We start from the raw sequence: 19,447 nt of genomic DNA, 5'->3' as shown, positions 1-19,447 counted from the left end.
GGCAAAAAATCGCGTAATTCGCATCTGTTAATGACACATTTGCCCGAATAATACTTGAAAATTCTTTTAATAAATACCGACGACAGCATGGGCGGTGCCGCCATAGCCTGCCTGCGCTTACTCAGCCTTCTGAAAGAAGAAAAAGATATAAAAGCCGACCTGCTGGTGCAGCAAAAAAAAGGCAAAAGAGAAGACGTAACTGCTGTTGTAAATACCTGGCTTGCGCACAAAATGGCGTTTGCCCGTTTTGCGGTGGAGCGGCTTTACTTCAGACTACTCGAAAAAAACAAAGAAGTACGCTTTGCCTTCTCGCCTGCCAATGCAGGAATTGACATCTCACAACACCCGCTGGTGCAAGAGGCAGACATCATACACCTACACTGGATTAATTTCGGATTTCTGTCTACACAATCGCTTCAAAAACTCTTTGCACTTGGCAAGCCCATTGTCTGGACACTCCACGATATGTGGGCTTTTACAGGAGGCTGCCACCATAGCGGCAATTGTGAGAACTTTCAGCAGCACTGTGGCAATTGCCTGCCTTATTTGAAGAATCCAGCCGATGACGATTTATCTGCCAGGGTTTGGGAAAATAAACGTCGAATTTTTATAGACACTATATTACCGTCGGTTCAGATTGTAGCATGTAGCCAATGGCTGGCCGCCAGGGCACGTAAAAGCAGTTTGTTTAAAAAGCTCCCTGTTACCTCTATTCCCAATCCTTTAGATACGGCAGTTTTTTATCCAATCAATAAAGCAGAAGCACGACATAAGCTGGGATTACCCATTGATAAAAAACTGATTCTGTTTGCAGCGGCAAAAGTTACTGTCATCTGGAAAGGCTTCAGTTATTTTCAGGCAGCACTGGCATTGTTAAAAGAATCGGTTAGCCAGCCAGAAGCAATTGAGTTAGTGATTCTGGGCGAGAGTGATGAGGAATTAAACAAAAGCCTGCCTTTTAAAACACATGCACTGGGCAGAATAACCGACGCTCAGAAAATAGCCTTGGTTTACTCTGCTGCTGATGTTTTCAGTATTCCTTCAATACAAGAGAACCTGCCCAATACCATTATGGAATCATTGGCCTGTGGCACGCCTGCGGTTGGCTTTGAGGTGGGAGGCATACCTGAAATGATAGAACATAAACAGACGGGGTTTCTGGCTACATATAAATCGGCAGAGAGCCTGGCAGAGGGCATTAACTGGGTGTTATTTGAAGCCGATACGCAAACCCTTGCCACTAACGCAAGAGAAAAAGTACTGGCAAATTACTCTCAGGAGGTAGTAAAGGAGCAATACCTAAAGGTTTATAAAAGTCTTGTTAATCAATAGCAGAAACACAACCCAGACGCTTCACTTCATCATAAGCATCAACTACCATTGTTTGTAGTTTGCTGAATAAAGCTTGTGCGTTGTTTCTTTTCAGTTGCACTTCATCTATGGTTAATAAAGCTAGGAAACTTTTTATCTGTGCATTTATCTCATTATTTTCTTCAATCAGCCAGCTTGCATTGTTTAATAGTGCCCAGGTATCGGCATCTTTACTACCACAAAACAACATACCAGCCCCGGCGCAGATAGAACTAACCGCTTTTGACGGAACGGCAATATGTGTCCATTGCGGTAATAAACTAACCAGATGCACATCTATAAAATGTAACTGACTACGCGGCACACTTTTCAGGATGGTGATGCCCGCTCTGCCTTGGGCATAGGTCAATACCTTATCTGCTTTCTCGCCATAAACTGCCAGTATCAGCTGGTGCTTTTGGCTATCAAGATTGTCGATAAATTTCAATAAAAACTCGTCCGAATGCGCTTGCCCCAGGTTTCCACAATAACCGAAATATATCTTGCTGTCATCCTTTTTCCAATCTGGTATGGCGGGGTCATTTTGCTGATGAACCAGAACACCACAAGGCAGAATAGTGGTAGGAATAGCCTGCTTGTAGCTGTCTCTTACAAAAGCGGCTTGGTTAGGCCCAAGCGCAATCAAATGCTGCGGAGCGACTTGATATGTTTTTTTGAGAATAAAGCGATATAAAAAATTAGAAGGGCTGACCGTACCCGCTGCGGCAAAACCTTCAGGGAACAAATCCATCGACCATAAAACCCAGTTTTTCAAAAACAACGAGGCCCAGAAAGGCAATAAGGGCGGGCTGGTCATAACAACAATGCGGCCTCGTTTCATTTTACGGGCTTTCAGTACCAGAAAAAGGCCATCCAATGTACCTGAAATCAGTTTCAGTAAACCATTTTTACCTTCATAGATTGTTTTAACCGGATGCAGTATGCCTATCGGCTGGCGAACCTGTCCGCCACCATCGTAGGTGCGGTCAATATACACTATGTGTATTTCGGCCTCATACTTTTCAATCAGATATTTGGCCATATCCCAGGCAGACTCACCGGTTATGCCGGGATTAGGCGGATAATGACGATTGATGATGGTAATAACAGGAGATTCGATATCTGGCATTGCTGAAAGGCAGTAGCTTAAACGCCTGCAAAGGTAGGCCAATAAACCAAAAAAAGAAACATTTACAGCCGCTACTCGTCATCATTCTTATCAATGTACTTGTAGCCTCGCAGAATGTTGTAACGCAGCACTAAGCCAAAATTAAAACTGATGCCATTGGTGAGTTGTTGAGCTGTATCAATGGTTTGTTTGTTTATAGAGTAGTTAATCTCAGAACGAACCATGCCCTTGGCGCCTATATTGCCCCTGGCAAAAACAACAATAGATAAAGTCTCTGAAACTCTGCCATGTAATTCAAGAAGAAGCTCTGCTTGTGCAACGGCTTTTTTACTTAAGAAGGCATCGCTCTTAAGCCTGAGTGTATCTGGTTTCTGACCTGGGGCATTATTAGAAAGGCCCGCAAAGCCCCGGTTATCTATCGGCTTATTTTGTGCATCGGGCGAAAGCAAAACGCCTGCGCCTACATGAATAGTTGCATTTTTGGTAATAGGATCAATTGTAAAAACCCTTCTTTTAAATCGTATGGGAATCGTATTTAAACCTGAACCCATTTTATAAATATAAGGAATGGAGCGCCCTGACCTTACAGATTGAATCAGATGAGTAGGGTTTTTGTAATAACCGGTTTCAATAGACCAGACGTGGTTCATGTTATAACCCAATACAACACCCCAATACAAATCATTTCCCTTTTCTTTCCCTATCAGGCCATCCATGTTATTACTTAGGGTCGACCGATTGAGTTCCAGCCCGCCTTCAACACCCAAATACAAATTGACTGATTTTCTTTCAAGGTTAGGGTACACATTGTTTTTTATGTCTTGTCGCTGGCTAGGTGCCCTGTAATAACCATCTTCTTCCTGGCAAAACGCCGGAAACGTAACAATCAGGCAAATGAATACAAGTATAACTGATTTCATAATGAGTGGGAATGAGTTCAAATTTACAAAAAAACTAAGGTTTCAAAATCCTATTTTCAGGCAAATCATATTAATGAAGTTTCGGGTTTCCGAACTCAAAGACGCGAAAAGCTGCCAATTAGTTGTTAGGCCAAATAATATTTTTCATAACCGAAGAAAAAGTATAGTTATTTCAAGAAACTTTAGTATTCAGCAAAAGAATCGTGACAAAACCGCATGATGTTAGCGAAAAGAAAATCTATATTTGTCTTAATAAACTCGTCTGACCACAAAATTCTCCAAGCGAAAAAATAATGAGTAATTTTACTCATTTGGCAGGCTTAATTCTCATTCACTAATATCAATGATGAAAACATTAGATACTTATGACTTCTCGGGCAAAAAAGCCCTCATTAGAGTTGACTTCAATGTTCCTCTGAACGAAAAATATGAAATCACAGACGACACCCGCATTACTGCAACCATACCCACTATCAAGAAGATTCTGAAAGATGGCGGTTCATGTATTCTGATGTCTCACCTGGGTCGCCCGAAAGACGGCCCAACTGAAAAGTATTCATTAAAGCACCTGGTGAATCCGCTTTCGCTGATTCTGGGTCAGCAGGTAAAATTTGCCGACGACTGTATCGGAGAATCGGCGGTTGAGCTGGCCGCCAGTCTGCAACCGGGAGAAGTACTATTGCTTGAAAACCTGCGCTTCTATAAAGAAGAAGAAAAAGGTGATTTAGCTTTTGCAGAAAAACTTTCAAAATTGGGCAATGTATGGGTGAATGACGCCTTCGGTACTGCTCACCGTGCACATGCTTCTACGGCAGTTATTGGGCAGTTCTTTGCTGACCGTGTATGCGGTTATGTGATGCAGGCCGAAATTGACAATGCTCAGAAAATACTGGAACACGCCGAACGCCCCTTTACTGCCATTATGGGAGGTGCCAAAATCTCTGACAAAATTCTGATTATTGAGCGCCTGCTTGATAAAGTAGATAACCTGATTATTGGTGGAGGTATGACCTATACATTTACTAAAGCTCAGGGGGGCGAAATCGGGAAATCGTTGCTGGAAGCAGACAAACAACCGCTGGCGCTTGAACTGATTGAAAAAGCCAAAGCCAAAGGTGTAAAACTGATTTTGCCTTTAGACAACCTCTGTGCAGATGGTTTCTCGAACGATGCCAACAAACAAGTAGTAAAAACGGGTGCGATTCCTGCTGACTGGCAGGGTCTGGATATAGGCCCTGAAACCATAGATTTGTTTTGCAGTATACTTGAGAAATCGAAAACCATTCTTTGGAACGGCCCGATGGGAGTTTTTGAGTTCCCTAACTTTGCCAAAGGTACTAATTCTATTGCTGAGGCCGTAGTTAAAGCTACTGAAGAAAACGGAGCTTTCTCATTAATAGGTGGTGGAGATTCGGCATCGGCCGTAAACAACGCCGGTTACGGAGACCGCGTATCTTACGTATCTACAGGGGGTGGCGCACTACTTGAATACATGGAAGGCAAGACGCTTCCGGGTGTTGCGGCACTTGAACAATAAATAATACAAAGCCCCTGCCGGATGGTCAGGGGCTTATTTTTAGCATTCTTTTCTGAATAACCCTATTTTACCAAAGTTTAATATTTGTAAAATAGATACCGGCGGCAACAATTAGCGTGAGAATAACAGCGAGAAATACCTCGGCGTATTTCACAGAAGATTCAGTTTTTGTAGTCTTTTGCATGACACTCTGGAGTTTCCGGGATTTATTAATACTAATATAACGCAATTTAATTAGCAAAAAAATACAACTATATACTTTTTTTATCCAACGGTTGAGTTTTTTTCAAAAACAACACATTCTTAATTATTCTTTTTTCTTAAAGCATTATCTTTGCGGCTTGTTTAAACATTAGCATAAGCCAATGCTATGTTAATGTAACAGTTCACTCATCCTTCATTCACAAAGATGTCAAAAGTAATTATTATTGGTGCCGGTGGAGTCGGCAGTGTAGTTGCGCACAAATGTGCAATGAACTCCCACGTTTTTACGGAAATTCTATTGGCAAGCAGAACCAAATCAAAATGTGATAAAATAGCTGCCGATATTGAAAAAATGCACGGCGTAAAAATACAAACCGCTCAGGTAGATGCAGACAACGTACCAGAACTGGTAGCGTTAATTAAGAGTTTTGAGCCCAAAATGGTTATCAACGTGGCGCTGCCGTATCAGGACCTTACCATTATGGATGCCTGCCTTGAAACTGGCGTTCATTACCTTGATACCGCCAACTACGAACCCAAAGACGTTGCGAAGTTTGAATACAGCTGGCAATGGGCATACCAGGACCGCTTCAAAGAAGCCGGCCTCATGGCTTTATTGGGTTGTGGCTTTGACCCTGGCGTAACGCAGGTCTATACTGCCTATGCCAACAAGCACCATTTTGATGAAATGCATTACCTCGACATCATTGATTGTAATGCCGGCAACCACGGTAAAGCCTTTGCCACCAATTTTAACCCTGAAATCAACATTCGCGAAATTACGCAGAACGGACGTTACTGGGAGAATGGCGAATGGGTGGAAATTCCGCCCATGTCAATCCATAAACCTATTGACTATCCTGAAATAGGGCCGAAAGAATCTTATGTTTTGTATCATGAAGAGCTTGAATCGTTGGTTAAGAATTTCCCGACATTGAAGCGCGCCAGATTCTGGATGACCTTCGGACAAGCCTACCTTACCCACCTTGAAGTGCTGCAAAACGTAGGTATGACCCGTATTGACCCCGTGAAGTTTAATGGTATTGATATTGTTCCGCTAGAGTTTCTGAAAGCCGTATTACCAGCGCCTGATACTTTAGGAGAAAATTATACCGGACAAACCTCAATCGGTTGCCAGATTAAAGGTATAAAAGACGGCGAAGACAAAACCTACTACGTTTGGAATAACTGCGACCACGCCGAATGCTACAAAGAAGTGAAAGCACAGGCGGTTTCGTACACAACAGGTGTGCCTGCTATGATAGGCGCCATGTTAATGCTAACCAACCCTGAATGGCAAAAACCAGGTGTTTGGAACTGTGAAGAATTGAATCCGGACCCTTTCATGGATCTGCTTAATACCCAGGGCTTACCCTGGCACGAAAGAATCAACATTGAATTGCCACATGAATATTAATAAAACGGGCAAATAATATTAAAATCCGCTAAGCAGTTAGCGGATTTTTTTCGTTTTAATAGTAAATTGCATTAAACAAACCCCGCTAACATGAAATTTGCTGCTTTTGTATTGGTCTTTTTTTTCAGCATTACATTGGCTTCTGCTCAGGAGGCTAATGTTCAAGAGGCTATGGTCTATAACGCATTGCCCGGTGTTGATGGCACCCCTGGTAAAAACAGAATAGCCATGGGTACTTATGATTTAAGGTATGAAGGCGTTAAAGGGTCGAGGTATTTTCTGGAAGAATGGCTCAACGGACAGCTGGTTTTTGTAAAAGAGAATACGAAGGCGCCCAAAATGGTACCCCTAAAATATGACACCCATAGGAAGGAACTATTGTTTAAGCGCACCGTAGGCGATTCTATAGTGGTTAATCCTGACCAGATTACTGGTTTTGTAATTAATGACACAAAAAACAGTATCAGCTACCCGTTTATAAAAGTTGATGGCCTGAGAACCGAAGGCGGTGTTGTACCAGTAACCTACCTGCTGGTTTTATATAAAAGCAAAACGTCGTTATTGAAGCACGTAAGCAAAATGATGCAGAAAGCCAATTATCAGGGAGCCTATAGTGTAGACAGGCGTTATGATTCATATCTGGATAACTCTGAATATTATCTGAAAAAACCAGATGGCAGCCTTAACCGCGTTAAACTTAAGAAAAACTCGGTTCTTAATGCACTTGAAGATAAAAAAGATGCCATTGAGGCATTTATAAAAAAGGAAGAGCTGGCACTGAAATCTGAATACGAATTGGTAAGAATTGTTGATTATTACAACAGTCTGTAACACCGGAAACCCCTATTTGATATATCCTTTTCCCGTATCTGACTCAGCCGGGAAAAGGATTTTTTGTTTTTTGCTAAAGCATCGCTCCTTATTGATTACTTCCTTTCGGCAGTAGAAAACTTTTTAAAATAAATATTTAGATAATTATCTAAATATTTATTCGTTTTTACTTGCAAGAAACTATTTTGTTTTTTAATGTTGCATTGCAGTTTTATCGACTGCAAAATGTTCAACTTAAACTTTACAAAAATGGTAACACTTGCAAGCCCTGCGACGCTCGACGAGATTGTGTTTGAGCATCGCAACAAAGATTACGGCGCATACGAGCTGCGCAAAACCTACACTTTAACTGTAAACCGTGCCATGTGGATTGGCATCACGCTTTTCAGCGGCCTATTTGTTACTTCTTACATCTTTGCACGACAAAAAGACAAAGTAAAAGACCAGAAAGAAGTAATAATTAACCTTCAGGATTTAAAAGAGCAGGAACAACCGCCGGTTGAACAGATACCTGAGCCTGAACCTCCGAAACCCATTGAACAGGTGCAGACAATCAAGTATCTGGTGCCGGAAGTGGTAGAAAACCCCGTTGTAGAAGAGGCGCCTCCTACGCAGGATGAGATGGAAAAAGCAGTAATCAGTAATGTAACTACCCCTGGCGAAGAAACTGAAAACATTGCAGAAACTCCACCGGCAGTGGCTCCGCCGGCTGAAACAAAAATTGCTGAAATTGTAGAAGATAACACCCCTTTTCTGCATGTTGAGGTACAGCCCTCATTTGTGGGCGGCAGTGGCGAAATGTATAAATTTTTAGGTAAAACCCTGAAGTATCCTTCTGCCGCGCAGCGTTCAGGCGTAGAAGGTAAGGTTTTTCTGAGTTTTATTGTAGAGCGTGATGGAAGCATTACAGATGTAAAAGTAGCCAAAAGCGTAGGTTTTGGCTGTGATGAAGAAGCAATAAGAGCAGTAAAGCTGATGCCGAAGTGGATTCCGGGAAAACAAAATGGCAGAACCGTGCGAGTGAACTATACCATACCTGTTATATTTAAACTTGAATAATACAATGAAAGAAAAACAAAAATCTCGCAGCCCACCCTGAATGGGTTCATTCCGATTTTGTCAAAAAAAAACTATTTGAGGTAATACAGGCCAGTCCGGGTGATTTTCATCCGGACTGCTTTTTTTCAAAGCTGTTAATTTTCTGTCAATACTGAAGGTAAGTGGCTGAATAGATAGGGTATTTCTGTAAGAAAATAAGTAATTTTGCATATCCGTTTGTTATCAGTAAGCGTTGATAACATCCCCAACAGAAAAATAAAAAATGGCTATAGATATCGCTAAAATTCCGTCGCCGAGTTATGTTTTAGAAGAAAAACTATTACGACGAAACCTTGAATTGTTAAATAAAGTACAAACAGAATCTGGCGCACAGATAATACTGGCACTGAAGGGCTTCTCAATGTATGCTACGTTTCCGATGGTAGCTCAATACCTTTCAGGTGCCACGGCCAGCTCACTGAACGAGGCTCGCCTGATAGTTGAAGAAATGGGTTGCCTGTCGCATACCTATGCCCCGGCCTATAAGCCAGACGAGTTTGCAGAAATGATGCGTTACAGCAGCCATATCACTTTCAACTCACTGAACCAGTGGCAGCAATTTAAACCACAGATTCAGCAATCACGCAGAAAAATATCATGTGGCCTGAGAATCAACCCTCAGTATGCCGAAGTATCGACAGAAATGTATAACCCGTGCATACCCGGTTCGCGGTTGGGTATCACGAGAGAACAATTAGGAGAAAAATTGCCCGACGGCATAGAAGGTCTGCACTCGCACACGCTCTGTGAAAACGATTCTTATACCCTTGAGCGCACGCTGGTACATATAGAAGAGAAGTTTGGTGATTTGTTGCACCAGATTAAATGGTTAAACTTAGGCGGCGGCCACCTGATGACACGTGAGGGCTATGACCATGCCCACCTGATTAAGCAAATTAAACGCCTGAGAGAAACCTATAATATTGAAGTAATCCTGGAGCCGGGCTCGGCTATCGGCTGGCAGACAGGTTATCTGGTATCAACTGTGCTGGATATCGTAGATGCCCAGGGCATTGATGTGGCCATATTGGATGTATCTTTTGCTGCCCACATGCCCGATACATTGGAGATGCCTTATAAACCACGTATTTGGGGTGCAACAGATGCTGTAGCAGGCAAGCCCACTTACCGCATGGGTGGCATGACTTGCCTAGCCGGTGACTTTATGGGAGATTATTCTTTTGACGAACCGCTGAAAATAGGTGACCGGGTAGTGTTTGATGATATGATACATTACACCATGGTAAAAACCACTACCTTCAATGGTGTTGGTCTACCCTCAATAGGTATCTGGAAAGAAAACGATGAGTTTCAGTTATTAAAGAAATTCGGCTTCAGGACTTATAAGGATAGGATATAAAAAGTAAGAGGCTCCCTTTTCAGAGAGCCTCTTGAATACTATTTATGTTATCCACAGATTTTATCTGTGGCATAGAAACTGTCTTATGCTTCAGCAACTACCTGAACAGCCACTTTGTGTTTCACTTCTTTATGAAGGTCAACCAGGGCGGTGTAGTCACCAACGTTTTTGATGTCTTCCAAAGAAATTTTCTTACGGTCGATATCAAAACCTTTTTCTTTCAATGCATCTGCTACCTGCGTGTTAGTAACACGGCCAAAGATACGGCCACTTTCACCAACTTTCATCGGGATGGTAATTACCATATCACCGATAGCCTCAGCAATACCTAAAGCTTCAGTTTTAATTTTCTCAGCTTTATGAGCAACTTGTTTTAGATTTTCGGCTAAAACCTTGCGATTCGACGCAGTAGCCAATTGGGCAAAACCCTGCGGAATAAGATAGTTACGTGCATAACCTGGTTTTACAACAACCACGTCGTTTTTGTAACCAAGCCCTACTATATCTGTTTTTAATATTATTTCCATCTTTCTAAATTGTGAATGAGGTTTTTTAATTGAGTGATATTACGATTGAGTGATTGAGTGATTGAGTAGTTTAAAAGTTTATTAACTAACTGATACTCAAAAAATATAATCACTAATTCTCTAAATCACTAATCACTAATTACTTCAATCCGTCTGCTACGAATGGTAATAGGGCCAGGTGTCTGGCACGTTTAATAGCTACCGAAACTTTGCGTTGGAATTTAAGGCTGTTGCCCGTCAGACGGCGAGGAAGGATTTTACCTTGCTCATTCACAAATTTCAACAAGAAATTCGGGTCTTTATAATCTACATATTTAATACCGGCTTTTTTGAAGCGGCAATATTTTTTACGAGCCGTATCTTTTCTGTCTACAGGATCGTTTACAAGTGACATGGTGTTATTTTTCATTATTCTGCTGCGGTTGTTGCTTCTGCATTTTCTTCTTTAGCAGGAGCAGATTCTACATTTTTCTTTCCAATTAGGCCTTTGCTACGGCGTTCGCTGTAGTCAACTGCATATTTGTCTAATTTCGTAGTCAAATAACGCATCACACGCTCGTCACGTTTGTATTCGGTTTCCAGAGTTGCTACAATTTTTGCAGTAGCTTTAAATTGAACTAGCTGATAAAAGCCCGTGTTTTTGTGCTGAATGGTATAGGCCAGTTTACGAAGACCCCAATGCTCTTCATGAACTAACTCAGCACCGTTATCAGTCAATGTTTTTTTGAATTTTTCGACAGCTTCCTTTACCTGGGCTTCAGATAAAACGGGAGTTAAGATGAAAACTGTCTCATACTGATTTTGAAACATACTAAAACAGTGTTTAAATAATTATTAGTTTAATCCTCAAAAATGAGGGTGCAAAGGTAATAATATTTATAGATAATGAAAAGCCTCAGAAGAATATTTTTAAAATAAAAGCCTAAATACTAAGTAGATAGCAGGTTTATGCCTTAAAAATTAAGCAATTACCCGCCGGGGTAAATCCTGCAGTTGCCTGAAACTACCTGTATGGAAGTCAATTTCGAAACAAAATGTTTTCAGACCATTGGTAATAGCAATAAACCGGCATCTGAGTGTGTGGTTATAACGTGATGCCTGCTCAATAACTGCCTGATTGATAGATACCTCCGGCGCTTTGCATTCAATGAGCAAAGAAGGCTGGCCGGTTTCATCAAAAATTACGATATCCGAACGCTTCTGTAGCTGGTTATATTTCAGGCCGCCTTCCAGCCGAATCAGGTTTTTAGAGTATTGGTACTGATTCAGCAACAAATGAACAAAGTGCTGCCTAACCCACTCTTCGGGTGTCAGAACGAGGTATTTTCGACGTATAACATCAAAAATGCAGATTTTTCCCTCAATTTCCTTAATTTTGTGTTCGAAAGGTGGCAGGTTAAGCTGTATCATCTTTAAATTAACTAACCGTTAAATTATTAAAGCCGCACTTCGGTTTTTAATAATTACTATAACTTTAAAGCAAAACTACATTTAATATGGAAAAAAAAGAAGAGATAGTAGCCAACTGGCTCCCCCGATACACCGGCACTGCCCTATCTGAGTTTAAACCCTATATTTTGCTGACTAATTTTCATACCTACGTTGATATGTTTGCCGAGATGTTCGGTGTGGAAGTAAAAGGGAAAGACAAACCGATGCAAACTGCATCATCCGGCCATATTACCATCATTAATTTTGGTATGGGTAGCGCTATGGCCGCTACAGTGATGGACCTCCTTTCGGCCATTCAGCCTAAAGCGGTGCTGTTTCTGGGCAAATGTGGCGGTTTAAAAAAATCAACTCAACTGGGTGATTTGATTCTGCCGATTGCCGCCATACGTGGAGAAGGTACCAGTAATGATTATGCACGCCCTGAGATTCCGGCGCTGCCGTCGTTCCGCTTACAAAGGGCGGTGAGTTCTATGATAAAAAAACATGAACTGGATTACATGACAGGTACGGTTTACACAACTAACCGACGTGTGTGGGAACATGACACCGTATTTAAGGAGTACCTGCGCGAAATACGCGCTATGGCCATTGACATGGAAACCGCCACCATTTTTATAGTGGGTTTTGTTAATTCTATTCCGCATGGCGCTTTGCTGCTTGTATCAGACAACCCCATGACCCCTGATGGTGTAAAGACGGAAGAAAGTGATAAAAAAGTAACCGGAAACTTTGTGCAAAAGCACCTGCAGATTGGCATTGATTCATTGGAAGAACTAGCCAACTCAGGAGAATCAGTGAAGCATTTGAGGTTTGAGTAGGAGAAATTTTAAAAATACAAAATTGTTTAGGCGCCGGATAATAAATTCTGTTATTATTCGGCGTTTTTTAATTTTTAGGGTTGCCTATTTATTGCTGATGCAAAATAAAACTAAACACTCTTACTTGTGGAACAATTAGACTACCGAAATACTTTTGAAGGGCCGCTGATTTTTCAATTGTTGCAATTATAATCTGGATGATTATATTGTAATCAAAAATTCGATACGCATCCAGTTCTACAGAAATGTTTAACAATCAGATTTATACCATAAGGCTTTTGAAGCTTATTGCTCAGAAGAACGGCCCTATAGATTATTAGATAAATAAATTGTTAAATAAACAGCCTAATTATAATGACCAAAGAATTATGTCTAGTCCTAAAATAAGTTGACTTAATTTCTATCCCACTTCCGAACAATCGTCCCATTATCGGACACTTTTCCATTCTTCAAAAATACACAATCTCCTCACTATCAATTTTTTATCAATTGGCACGCTGATTGAATGAATAATAATGTATTTGTTTCAAAAATGAACAATACATAATACCTCAACACTCATACAAAATTATAAAAAGCTATGGACAAAGAACTCTCAGCAAATGAGGTCCGGAAACAGAAAAGTAAAAACTGGCTGATTGGTATAGTGGCACTGGCAGCCGTTGCATTAATTGTCTGGTGGGTCAAAAACTCGCTTTCGTCATCAGTCAGTAAATCAGAAATCAGAACTGCCGTTGCCGAAATGGGTGCGGTTGAAAACACCCTCACGGCCTCGGGTGAGGTACAGCCCGAATTTGAGCAGGTAATTACCAGCCCTATCACGGCTGTTATTCAGCAGGTATTGCTTGATGCCGGAAGTAATGTAAAAGCCGGAGAGAAAATTCTGGAATTAGATAAGGAAGCCACGCAACTGAATTTCGACAAAGAGAAAGACCAACTGGACTTAAAGCGTAACAACATCGTAAAACTGCGCCTCGACCTCGACAAAAGTTTCTATGATCTGAAAATCTCAGATTCTATCAAGGCCATGAAAATTACCAGTCTGAAAGCCGACGTTGAAAACGCCAAACGTTTGCAAAAAGCCGGTGGTGGCACCCGTGAAGCCATAGAAACGGCACAAATGAACCTCAGAATTGCCGAACTGGAAAAAAAACAACTGGAAAACGACATCAAAATTAAGCAGCAAACCATGCGCGCTGATTTGAAGGAATCGGAGCTGTCGGCGCAGATTCAGGAAAAACAACTGATGGAATACCAAAGTAAACTGCAAAAGGCCAATATCATAGCTACACGCCCGGGGGTGCTTACTTACGTGAACAAGAATCTGGGTTCAAAGGTATCGGAAGGTGAAATTCTGGCTCGTCTGGCCGACTTGGGCAGCTTCAAAATCATCGGTGCCATTTCAGACAACTATGCCGATCAGGTAAAGATTGGTATGCCTGTGATAATCCGCATCAACAACACATTATTGAAAGGCAGTCTTACTAACATTCAGCCCTCAGTGCAAAATAATATCCTGAGTTTTGATGTGGCCCTGGACAGCAAAAGCACCGATATGCTGCGGCCTAAGCTGAAAGTTGAAGCCTATCTGGTTACAGAAGCTCAGCAAAATGTGGTTCGTATAACCAATGGCCCTGCTTTTAAAGGCGCAACAGTGCAGGATGTTTTCGTACTCAGAAAAGACGGCAAAGCCGAAAGAAGAACCGTTAAAATCGGCCTTAGCAATTTTGATTACGTAGAAATAAAAGAAGGAATAAAACCGGGCGAAACCGTGATTATCTCAGACCTGAGCGAATACAAAAACACCAAAGAGCTGGAAATAAAATAACAGGAGCTTTGCTTAACCAACCCAGTTTATGAAATACCTTATTTACATATTAAGCCTATATTTGCTTGTTGTCACCTACCCTTCCACGGCACAGGGGGTTACAAAACTAACTCTTGAAGAGGTGGTAGAAATGGCCAAAAGCCAGTCAATAGCAGCAAGACAGGCCTCAACAACCAAAGAAACCAAGTTTTGGGAGTGGCGCACTTTTCAGTCTAACTACAAACCACAACTGGTGCTGAACGGTAAATTACCGGCCTTTACCCGCTCATTTACAGAGGTTATCCAGCCTGACGGAACCATACAGTTTCAACCGGTGCGTTACAATAATTCATCATTGAATTTGTCTTTGAGCCAATCGGTAATGCAAACAGGCGGACAAATCTATGCGGCCACGCAATTACAACGTTTTGATGATTTTGCCCGCAAAAATACCTTATACAATAGTACGCCCTTTGCTGTTGGGTATGAGCAGCCCATTCTTAGATTTAATCCATTCAAATGGGACAAAAAGATTGAGCCGCTGAAATACGATGAGAGCCGCCGGGTATATACTGAATCGCTGGAGAAGATAGCCCTTAAATCCACTGAGTATTTCTTCAATCTGCTACTAGCTCAGGTAAACCTGCAGATAGCCGAAACCAACCAGAGCAACACACAAACCATTTTAAAAATAGCGAAAGAGAAGTACGAAATCGGTAAAACCACCCGAAACGAGATTCTTCAATTACAACTAGAGTCGCTCAAAGCTCAAAAAGCCATAGCAACTGCCAAAAGAGACCTGGAAATTGCTACTTTAAATCTGAAAGCCTACATAGGCATGCAAACAGACAGTAAGTTGGAACTGATAGTACCAGCCACTATCTCAAACATTTCAATTCCGAATCAGCTGGCATTGGAACAAGCCTTCGAAAACCGTTCGGATGCCATTTCGTTCCGCCGTTTAATTCTGGAGGCTGACCGGGCAGTAGCCAAAGCCATAGGTGATAATGGTTTGAATATGACCTTAACGGCCAGCCTGGGTTTTTCGAACCGAGGGTTGACAATCCCTGATTTATACAACAAACCCCAGAGTCAGGAATCAATACAATTGCAACTTGATATTCCGATTCTTGATTGGGGGCGGTCGAAATCGAGAACCAAAACAGCAGAAGCACAAAAAAAGCTGACAGAATATACTGTGGAACAGGCCAAGCAGACTTTCAGACAGGAGATTTACACGCAGGTAACACTTTTTGAGATGCTGAAAAACCAGCTGACACTTACAGCACAGGCAGATAGCATTGCATCAGAAAAATACCAGATAGCGCAGGACAGATATGTTTTGGGCAACCTGAGCATAACAGACCTGAGTATTGCTTTTCAGGAAAAAGACCAGGCCAAGCGTGACTACATTAACGCCCTGCAAGACTACTGGAAAACGCATTACGAACTGCGCTACCTGACACTTTATGATTTTGAAAAACAAAGAAAAATACAGCCGGAGTAATAGTGAATGCGTGAATGACGAATTAGCTAATGATTGTGAAACATAGTTTACCATGCGTACATAGTGGCAAAAATCGTTACCGCAACAGTCGTTTATTGATATTCACCAATTCATCCTCGGCAATTAATAATTAAAATATTTGCTAACTCAGCATTCAATAATTCGCAATTAAAAAGTTAAACTCTCAATAAATTATGATTAAGTTAAAAAACATCGAAAAAGTTTATCGCACTAGTGCCATTGAAACCCTGGCGCTCAATGAAATTAATCTTGAGGTGGCCAAAGGAGAATTTCTTTCAATTATGGGTCCATCTGGCTGCGGTAAAAGTACCCTGCTCAATATTATGGGCCTGCTTGATGAACCTTCGAAAGGAGAAATCACCGTAGGCAATGAAGTTATCAATAATTTTTCTGACAAAAAACTGGCGCACTTCCGCAATCAAAAGCTGGGTTTTATTTTTCAGAGTTACCACCTCATTAATGACCTGCCTGTAATTGACAACGTAGAATTGCCATTGCTGTATCGCGCATCATCAGCCAGCGAGCGCACCAGATTAGCCACCGAAGCATTACAAAAAGTAGGTTTGAGCAACCGCATGAAACATTACCCCTCACAGCTTTCCGGCGGACAAAAACAGCGCGTTGCCATTGCCCGTGCCATTGTGGGGCGTCCTGAAATTATTCTGGCCGATGAACCTACCGGGAACCTGGATAGTGCCATGGGTAACGAAATCATGGATATACTCATCAACCTGAATAAAAACGAAGGCACTACTATTGTGATGGTAACGCACGATGAAAACATGGCAAAAAAGACCAATCGGCTGGTTCGCCTGTTTGATGGCACTCAGGTAATGTAAAAATTGAGTGGGTTTTCAATTATGCCATGAAATTAATCACTATTTCAAAATCGCTAATTCGTAACCACTCATTCACTCAATCACTAAATTAATATTAACAAATATGTTAAAGAATTATTTAAAAATAACATTTGCGGTACTGAAACGCCGGAAATTCTTCACCTTTATCAGCCTGTTCGGTATCAGTTTCACCTTACTGATACTGGTAGTCATTACGGCCTTTATAGACCACCTGATTTCTGCGGGCTACCCTGAATCAAAAAGAGACCGTACACTGTATATCTCAAGAATGGTACAGCAGGACACCACCCAACAAGGCATGCAGAGTTCGCCGGTGAGCCTCTACTTTATAAACAATTATGTAAGGAAGATGACAACCCCTGAAATGGTAGCCTTCGGGAGTTTCCCGAATACCATTAATGCTTATGCAAGGCAGAATAAAATAAAACTGATGTATAAGCATACCGATGCCAATTTCTGGAATGTGACTGATTTTGATTTCCTGGAAGGTAAACCCTACACCCAGCAGAACATAGATAATAATGATTACGTGATTGTAATTAATGATGACACGCGCGACAAATACTTTGGCAAGGGGGTATCGGTTGTCGGGAAAACGATGGAAGTAGATAACGTCAACTACCGCATTATTGGCGTGGTGCGTGGCACGCCTGTTACGCGTATCTATGTGGCTTCAGACATTTACATGCCTTATAATACTAAAAAAGTAGATCAGACCAAGCAAAGCCTTAACGGTAGTTATCTGGTGTTTTTGCTGGCCAAAAGCAAAGAAGATTTTCCTAAAATAAAGGCAGAGTATCAGTCAATCATGAAGAAAGTGCCGCTTATAAGTACAGATAAATGGTTTAAACCTAACAAAGCCTCGTCAACTGCCGACACCTATGTGGGTTCATTTTTAGCTCAGTTTTTACATGCAGACGAGAGCAAAAGCATCCAGTATTTTTATATAGCGCTTATGGGGTTTGCCTTGTTGTTTATGTCTTTACCGGCAATTAACCTGATTAATGTTAATATCAGCCGCATTCTGGAGCGGGCGTCTGAAATCGGCATACGCAAGGCGTTTGGCGCATCATCAAAAGTACTTACCTACCAGTTTATTATAGAAAACCTCATACTAACCTTAATTGGTGGGTTAATAGCGCTTATTCTTTCAGTTGGTGTTATTTATTTTATTAATACCAGTGGCATGATTAACTACGCCGACCTGACCATTAACTGGAAAGTATTTCTGGTAGCCATTCTGGTAAGCCTGGCGTTTGGTTTGTTATCTGGTGTTTATCCAGCCTGGCGTATGTCAAGGCTACAGGTAGTAACAGCCTTACGGGGCGGAGAATGATACCCATTTTAAAAACATTAATATTTTTATAACTATGTTTAAGCACCTTTTTAAATTAATATGGAAGAAAAAAAAGAGCAACTTCCTGATGATGCTCGAAATTTTCATTTCCTTCCTGATATTGTTTGCGGTCTGGAGCCTTAGTTTTTACAACTATCGTAATTACTCAAAACCATCTGGCATTGACCACGAGAACGTATGGGCAGCTTTTATTGACTTTAATACTGAGAGCGATAGCCTGAAAACTATTTACAGAGATCTGGTAAAGCAAAAAATTAAAACATTTCCTGAAATAGAGGCGTTCTCATTCTCATCCAGTAACCTTCCATATAGTTTCAGTTCTTCAAATAATGTAATTAATTACAAGAACAACAGCACACTTACCGAGATGATGAATGTTGACCCAACTTATCCTGACGTGCTGAAAATGCCATTGTCTGAGGGCCGTTGGTTTACCGAGGCCGATAAAGTAAATAAAATAAGGCCGGTAATTATTACGCAGTATCTGAAAGAAAAATTGTTTGGCAATGAAAATGCCCTCGGTAAAATTATAGGGAAAGATGACGGCCGGCGTCAGGTGGTAGGTGTGATTGGCCATTTTAAATTCGAAAATGATTTTCAGCCTGAATCTGCCTGCCTCATACAGCCACTTGAAGCATGGAATTCTGAAATGCTGATAAGAGTAAAACCGGGCACTTCTGTTGAAACTGAGGCCAAACTTTCTAAAGAACTGGTGCAACTGGGCAAAGACTGGTCTGTTGAAATTCAGCACCTGGAAAACATGAAAGCCAACAAAAACCGTATTATCTGGATACCTATTCTGATACTACTGATAGTATGTGGCTTTCTGATTTTCAATGTTACACTTGGCCTTTTTGGCGTATTGTTTCAGACAATCAGCCGACGCAAACAGGAAATCGGCGTACGCCGCGCCATTGGTGCCACACAGAGTAACATCCTTTGGCATTTTGTAGGAGAAACCACCGTTATTACCACTTTTGGTGTAATACTAGGCTTATTTTTTGCCGTTCAGTTTCCGATCATGAATGTATTTGACGTCGAAGCCCTGGTATACGTTACTGGCATTGTGCTGGCGGTTTTATCTATATACATTTTAGTTATTGTATGTGCGTTGTTCCCTAGCAAGCAGGCCTCCGAGATTTATCCGGCCGTTGCATTGCGGGAGGACTGATTGATTTGCAGAGGGCATGCGATTATTGGCTATATTTGTAATTAAAATTCTAAAACCATTTTTGTAGAGACGTAATGCATT

18 protein-coding genes are annotated in these 19,447 nt (G+C 41.4%); 12 read left to right on the top strand and 6 right to left on the bottom strand.

The annotated features are described in order from the left end of the window. The first annotated feature begins 54 nt into the window (after positions 1-54). Positions 55-1,332, top strand: a complete 1,278-nt coding sequence (locus MB380_RS04225) for a glycosyltransferase family 4 protein (RefSeq protein ID WP_253533573.1) — start codon at positions 55-57, stop codon at positions 1,330-1,332. Here MB380_RS04225 and MB380_RS04220 read toward each other — a convergent pair. Both MB380_RS04220 and MB380_RS04215 read right to left on the bottom strand, forming a co-directional pair. Beyond that, positions 1,322-2,479, bottom strand: coding sequence for a hypothetical protein (locus MB380_RS04220; RefSeq protein ID WP_253533572.1), 1,158 nt, complete (start codon positions 2,477-2,479; stop codon positions 1,322-1,324). The genes MB380_RS04225 and MB380_RS04220 overlap by 11 nt on opposite strands. Before the next feature lie 71 nt (positions 2,480-2,550). Next, positions 2,551-3,399 carry a hypothetical protein gene (locus MB380_RS04215; protein WP_253533571.1) on the bottom strand — a complete coding sequence of 283 codons (849 nt, stop codon included), beginning with the start codon at positions 3,397-3,399 and terminating at the stop codon, positions 2,551-2,553. Between the two features lie 346 nt (positions 3,400-3,745). Here MB380_RS04215 and MB380_RS04210 point away from each other — a divergent pair, with 346 nt between their 5' ends. The 5 genes from MB380_RS04210 (at position 3,746) to nspC (ending at position 9,846) form a co-directional block, all read left to right on the top strand. Continuing rightward, positions 3,746-4,936, top strand: a complete 1,191-nt coding sequence (locus MB380_RS04210; RefSeq protein ID WP_253535521.1) for a phosphoglycerate kinase — start codon at positions 3,746-3,748, stop codon at positions 4,934-4,936. A gap of 409 nt (positions 4,937-5,345) precedes the next feature. Continuing rightward, a complete protein-coding gene (locus MB380_RS04205; protein WP_253533570.1) occupies positions 5,346-6,557 on the top strand; it encodes a saccharopine dehydrogenase family protein in 1,212 nt (403 codons plus the stop codon). A 90-nt stretch (positions 6,558-6,647) separates the two neighbouring features. Continuing rightward, positions 6,648-7,388 (top strand): hypothetical protein, encoded by a 741-nt coding sequence (locus MB380_RS04200; RefSeq protein ID WP_253533569.1) that lies wholly within the window; start codon positions 6,648-6,650, stop codon positions 7,386-7,388. A gap of 249 nt (positions 7,389-7,637) precedes the next feature. After that, on the top strand, positions 7,638-8,447 hold the full coding sequence (locus MB380_RS04195; RefSeq protein ID WP_253533568.1) for an energy transducer TonB: 810 nt from the start codon (positions 7,638-7,640) through the stop codon (positions 8,445-8,447). A gap of 262 nt (positions 8,448-8,709) precedes the next feature. Next, complete coding sequence (gene nspC, locus MB380_RS04190; protein ID WP_253533567.1) at positions 8,710-9,846, top strand: carboxynorspermidine decarboxylase; 1,137 nt, start codon at positions 8,710-8,712, stop codon at positions 9,844-9,846. An 83-nt stretch (positions 9,847-9,929) separates the two neighbouring features. On the opposite strand, the gene rplI is transcribed toward nspC, so the two are convergent. The 4 genes from rplI to MB380_RS04170 all read right to left on the bottom strand — a co-directional run bounded on the left by rplI (position 9,930) and on the right by MB380_RS04170 (position 11,783). Next, positions 9,930-10,373, bottom strand: a complete 444-nt coding sequence (gene rplI / locus MB380_RS04185; protein WP_101727462.1) for a 50S ribosomal protein L9 — start codon at positions 10,371-10,373, stop codon at positions 9,930-9,932. A gap of 139 nt (positions 10,374-10,512) precedes the next feature. Beyond that, positions 10,513-10,767 (bottom strand): 30S ribosomal protein S18, encoded by a 255-nt coding sequence (gene rpsR, locus MB380_RS04180; RefSeq protein ID WP_101727506.1) that lies wholly within the window; start codon positions 10,765-10,767, stop codon positions 10,513-10,515. 14 nt (positions 10,768-10,781) lie between these two features. Further along, positions 10,782-11,183: a 30S ribosomal protein S6 gene (gene rpsF, locus MB380_RS04175; protein ID WP_101727461.1), complete on the bottom strand. Its 402-nt coding sequence runs from the start codon at positions 11,181-11,183 to the stop codon at positions 10,782-10,784. 150 nt (positions 11,184-11,333) lie between these two features. Next, positions 11,334-11,783: a type I restriction enzyme HsdR N-terminal domain-containing protein gene (locus MB380_RS04170; protein ID WP_253533566.1), complete on the bottom strand. Its 450-nt coding sequence runs from the start codon at positions 11,781-11,783 to the stop codon at positions 11,334-11,336. Positions 11,784-11,869: 86 nt separating this feature from the next. Between MB380_RS04170 and MB380_RS04165 the strand changes: the two genes are divergently transcribed. The 6 genes from MB380_RS04165 to MB380_RS04140 all read left to right on the top strand — a co-directional run bounded on the left by MB380_RS04165 (position 11,870) and on the right by MB380_RS04140 (position 19,366). Further along, positions 11,870-12,643 carry an AMP nucleosidase gene (locus MB380_RS04165; RefSeq protein ID WP_253533565.1) on the top strand — a complete coding sequence of 258 codons (774 nt, stop codon included), beginning with the start codon at positions 11,870-11,872 and terminating at the stop codon, positions 12,641-12,643. Between the two features lie 580 nt (positions 12,644-13,223). Continuing rightward, positions 13,224-14,471, top strand: coding sequence for an efflux RND transporter periplasmic adaptor subunit (locus MB380_RS04160; protein ID WP_253533564.1), 1,248 nt, complete (start codon positions 13,224-13,226; stop codon positions 14,469-14,471). 28 nt (positions 14,472-14,499) lie between these two features. After that, positions 14,500-15,957, top strand: a complete 1,458-nt coding sequence (locus tag MB380_RS04155) for a TolC family protein (RefSeq protein WP_253533563.1) — start codon at positions 14,500-14,502, stop codon at positions 15,955-15,957. A 194-nt stretch (positions 15,958-16,151) separates the two neighbouring features. Next, positions 16,152-16,817 carry an ABC transporter ATP-binding protein gene (locus MB380_RS04150; RefSeq protein ID WP_253533562.1) on the top strand — a complete coding sequence of 222 codons (666 nt, stop codon included), beginning with the start codon at positions 16,152-16,154 and terminating at the stop codon, positions 16,815-16,817. A gap of 103 nt (positions 16,818-16,920) precedes the next feature. Then, entirely contained in the window at positions 16,921-18,174 is a 1,254-nt protein-coding gene (locus MB380_RS04145; RefSeq protein ID WP_253533561.1) for an ABC transporter permease, read from the top strand. Positions 18,175-18,208: 34 nt separating this feature from the next. Next, positions 18,209-19,366, top strand: coding sequence for an ABC transporter permease (locus tag MB380_RS04140; RefSeq protein ID WP_253533560.1), 1,158 nt, complete (start codon positions 18,209-18,211; stop codon positions 19,364-19,366). Positions 19,367-19,447 lie beyond the last annotated feature (81 nt).

The sequence above is a fragment of the Emticicia sp. 21SJ11W-3 genome, assembly GCF_024138715.1.
Taxonomy (GTDB): Bacteria; Bacteroidota; Bacteroidia; order Cytophagales; family Spirosomataceae; genus Emticicia; species Emticicia fluvialis.
The sequence above is the reverse complement of the archived record's forward strand: the minus strand, read 5'-3'. Positions and strand labels throughout refer to the sequence as shown.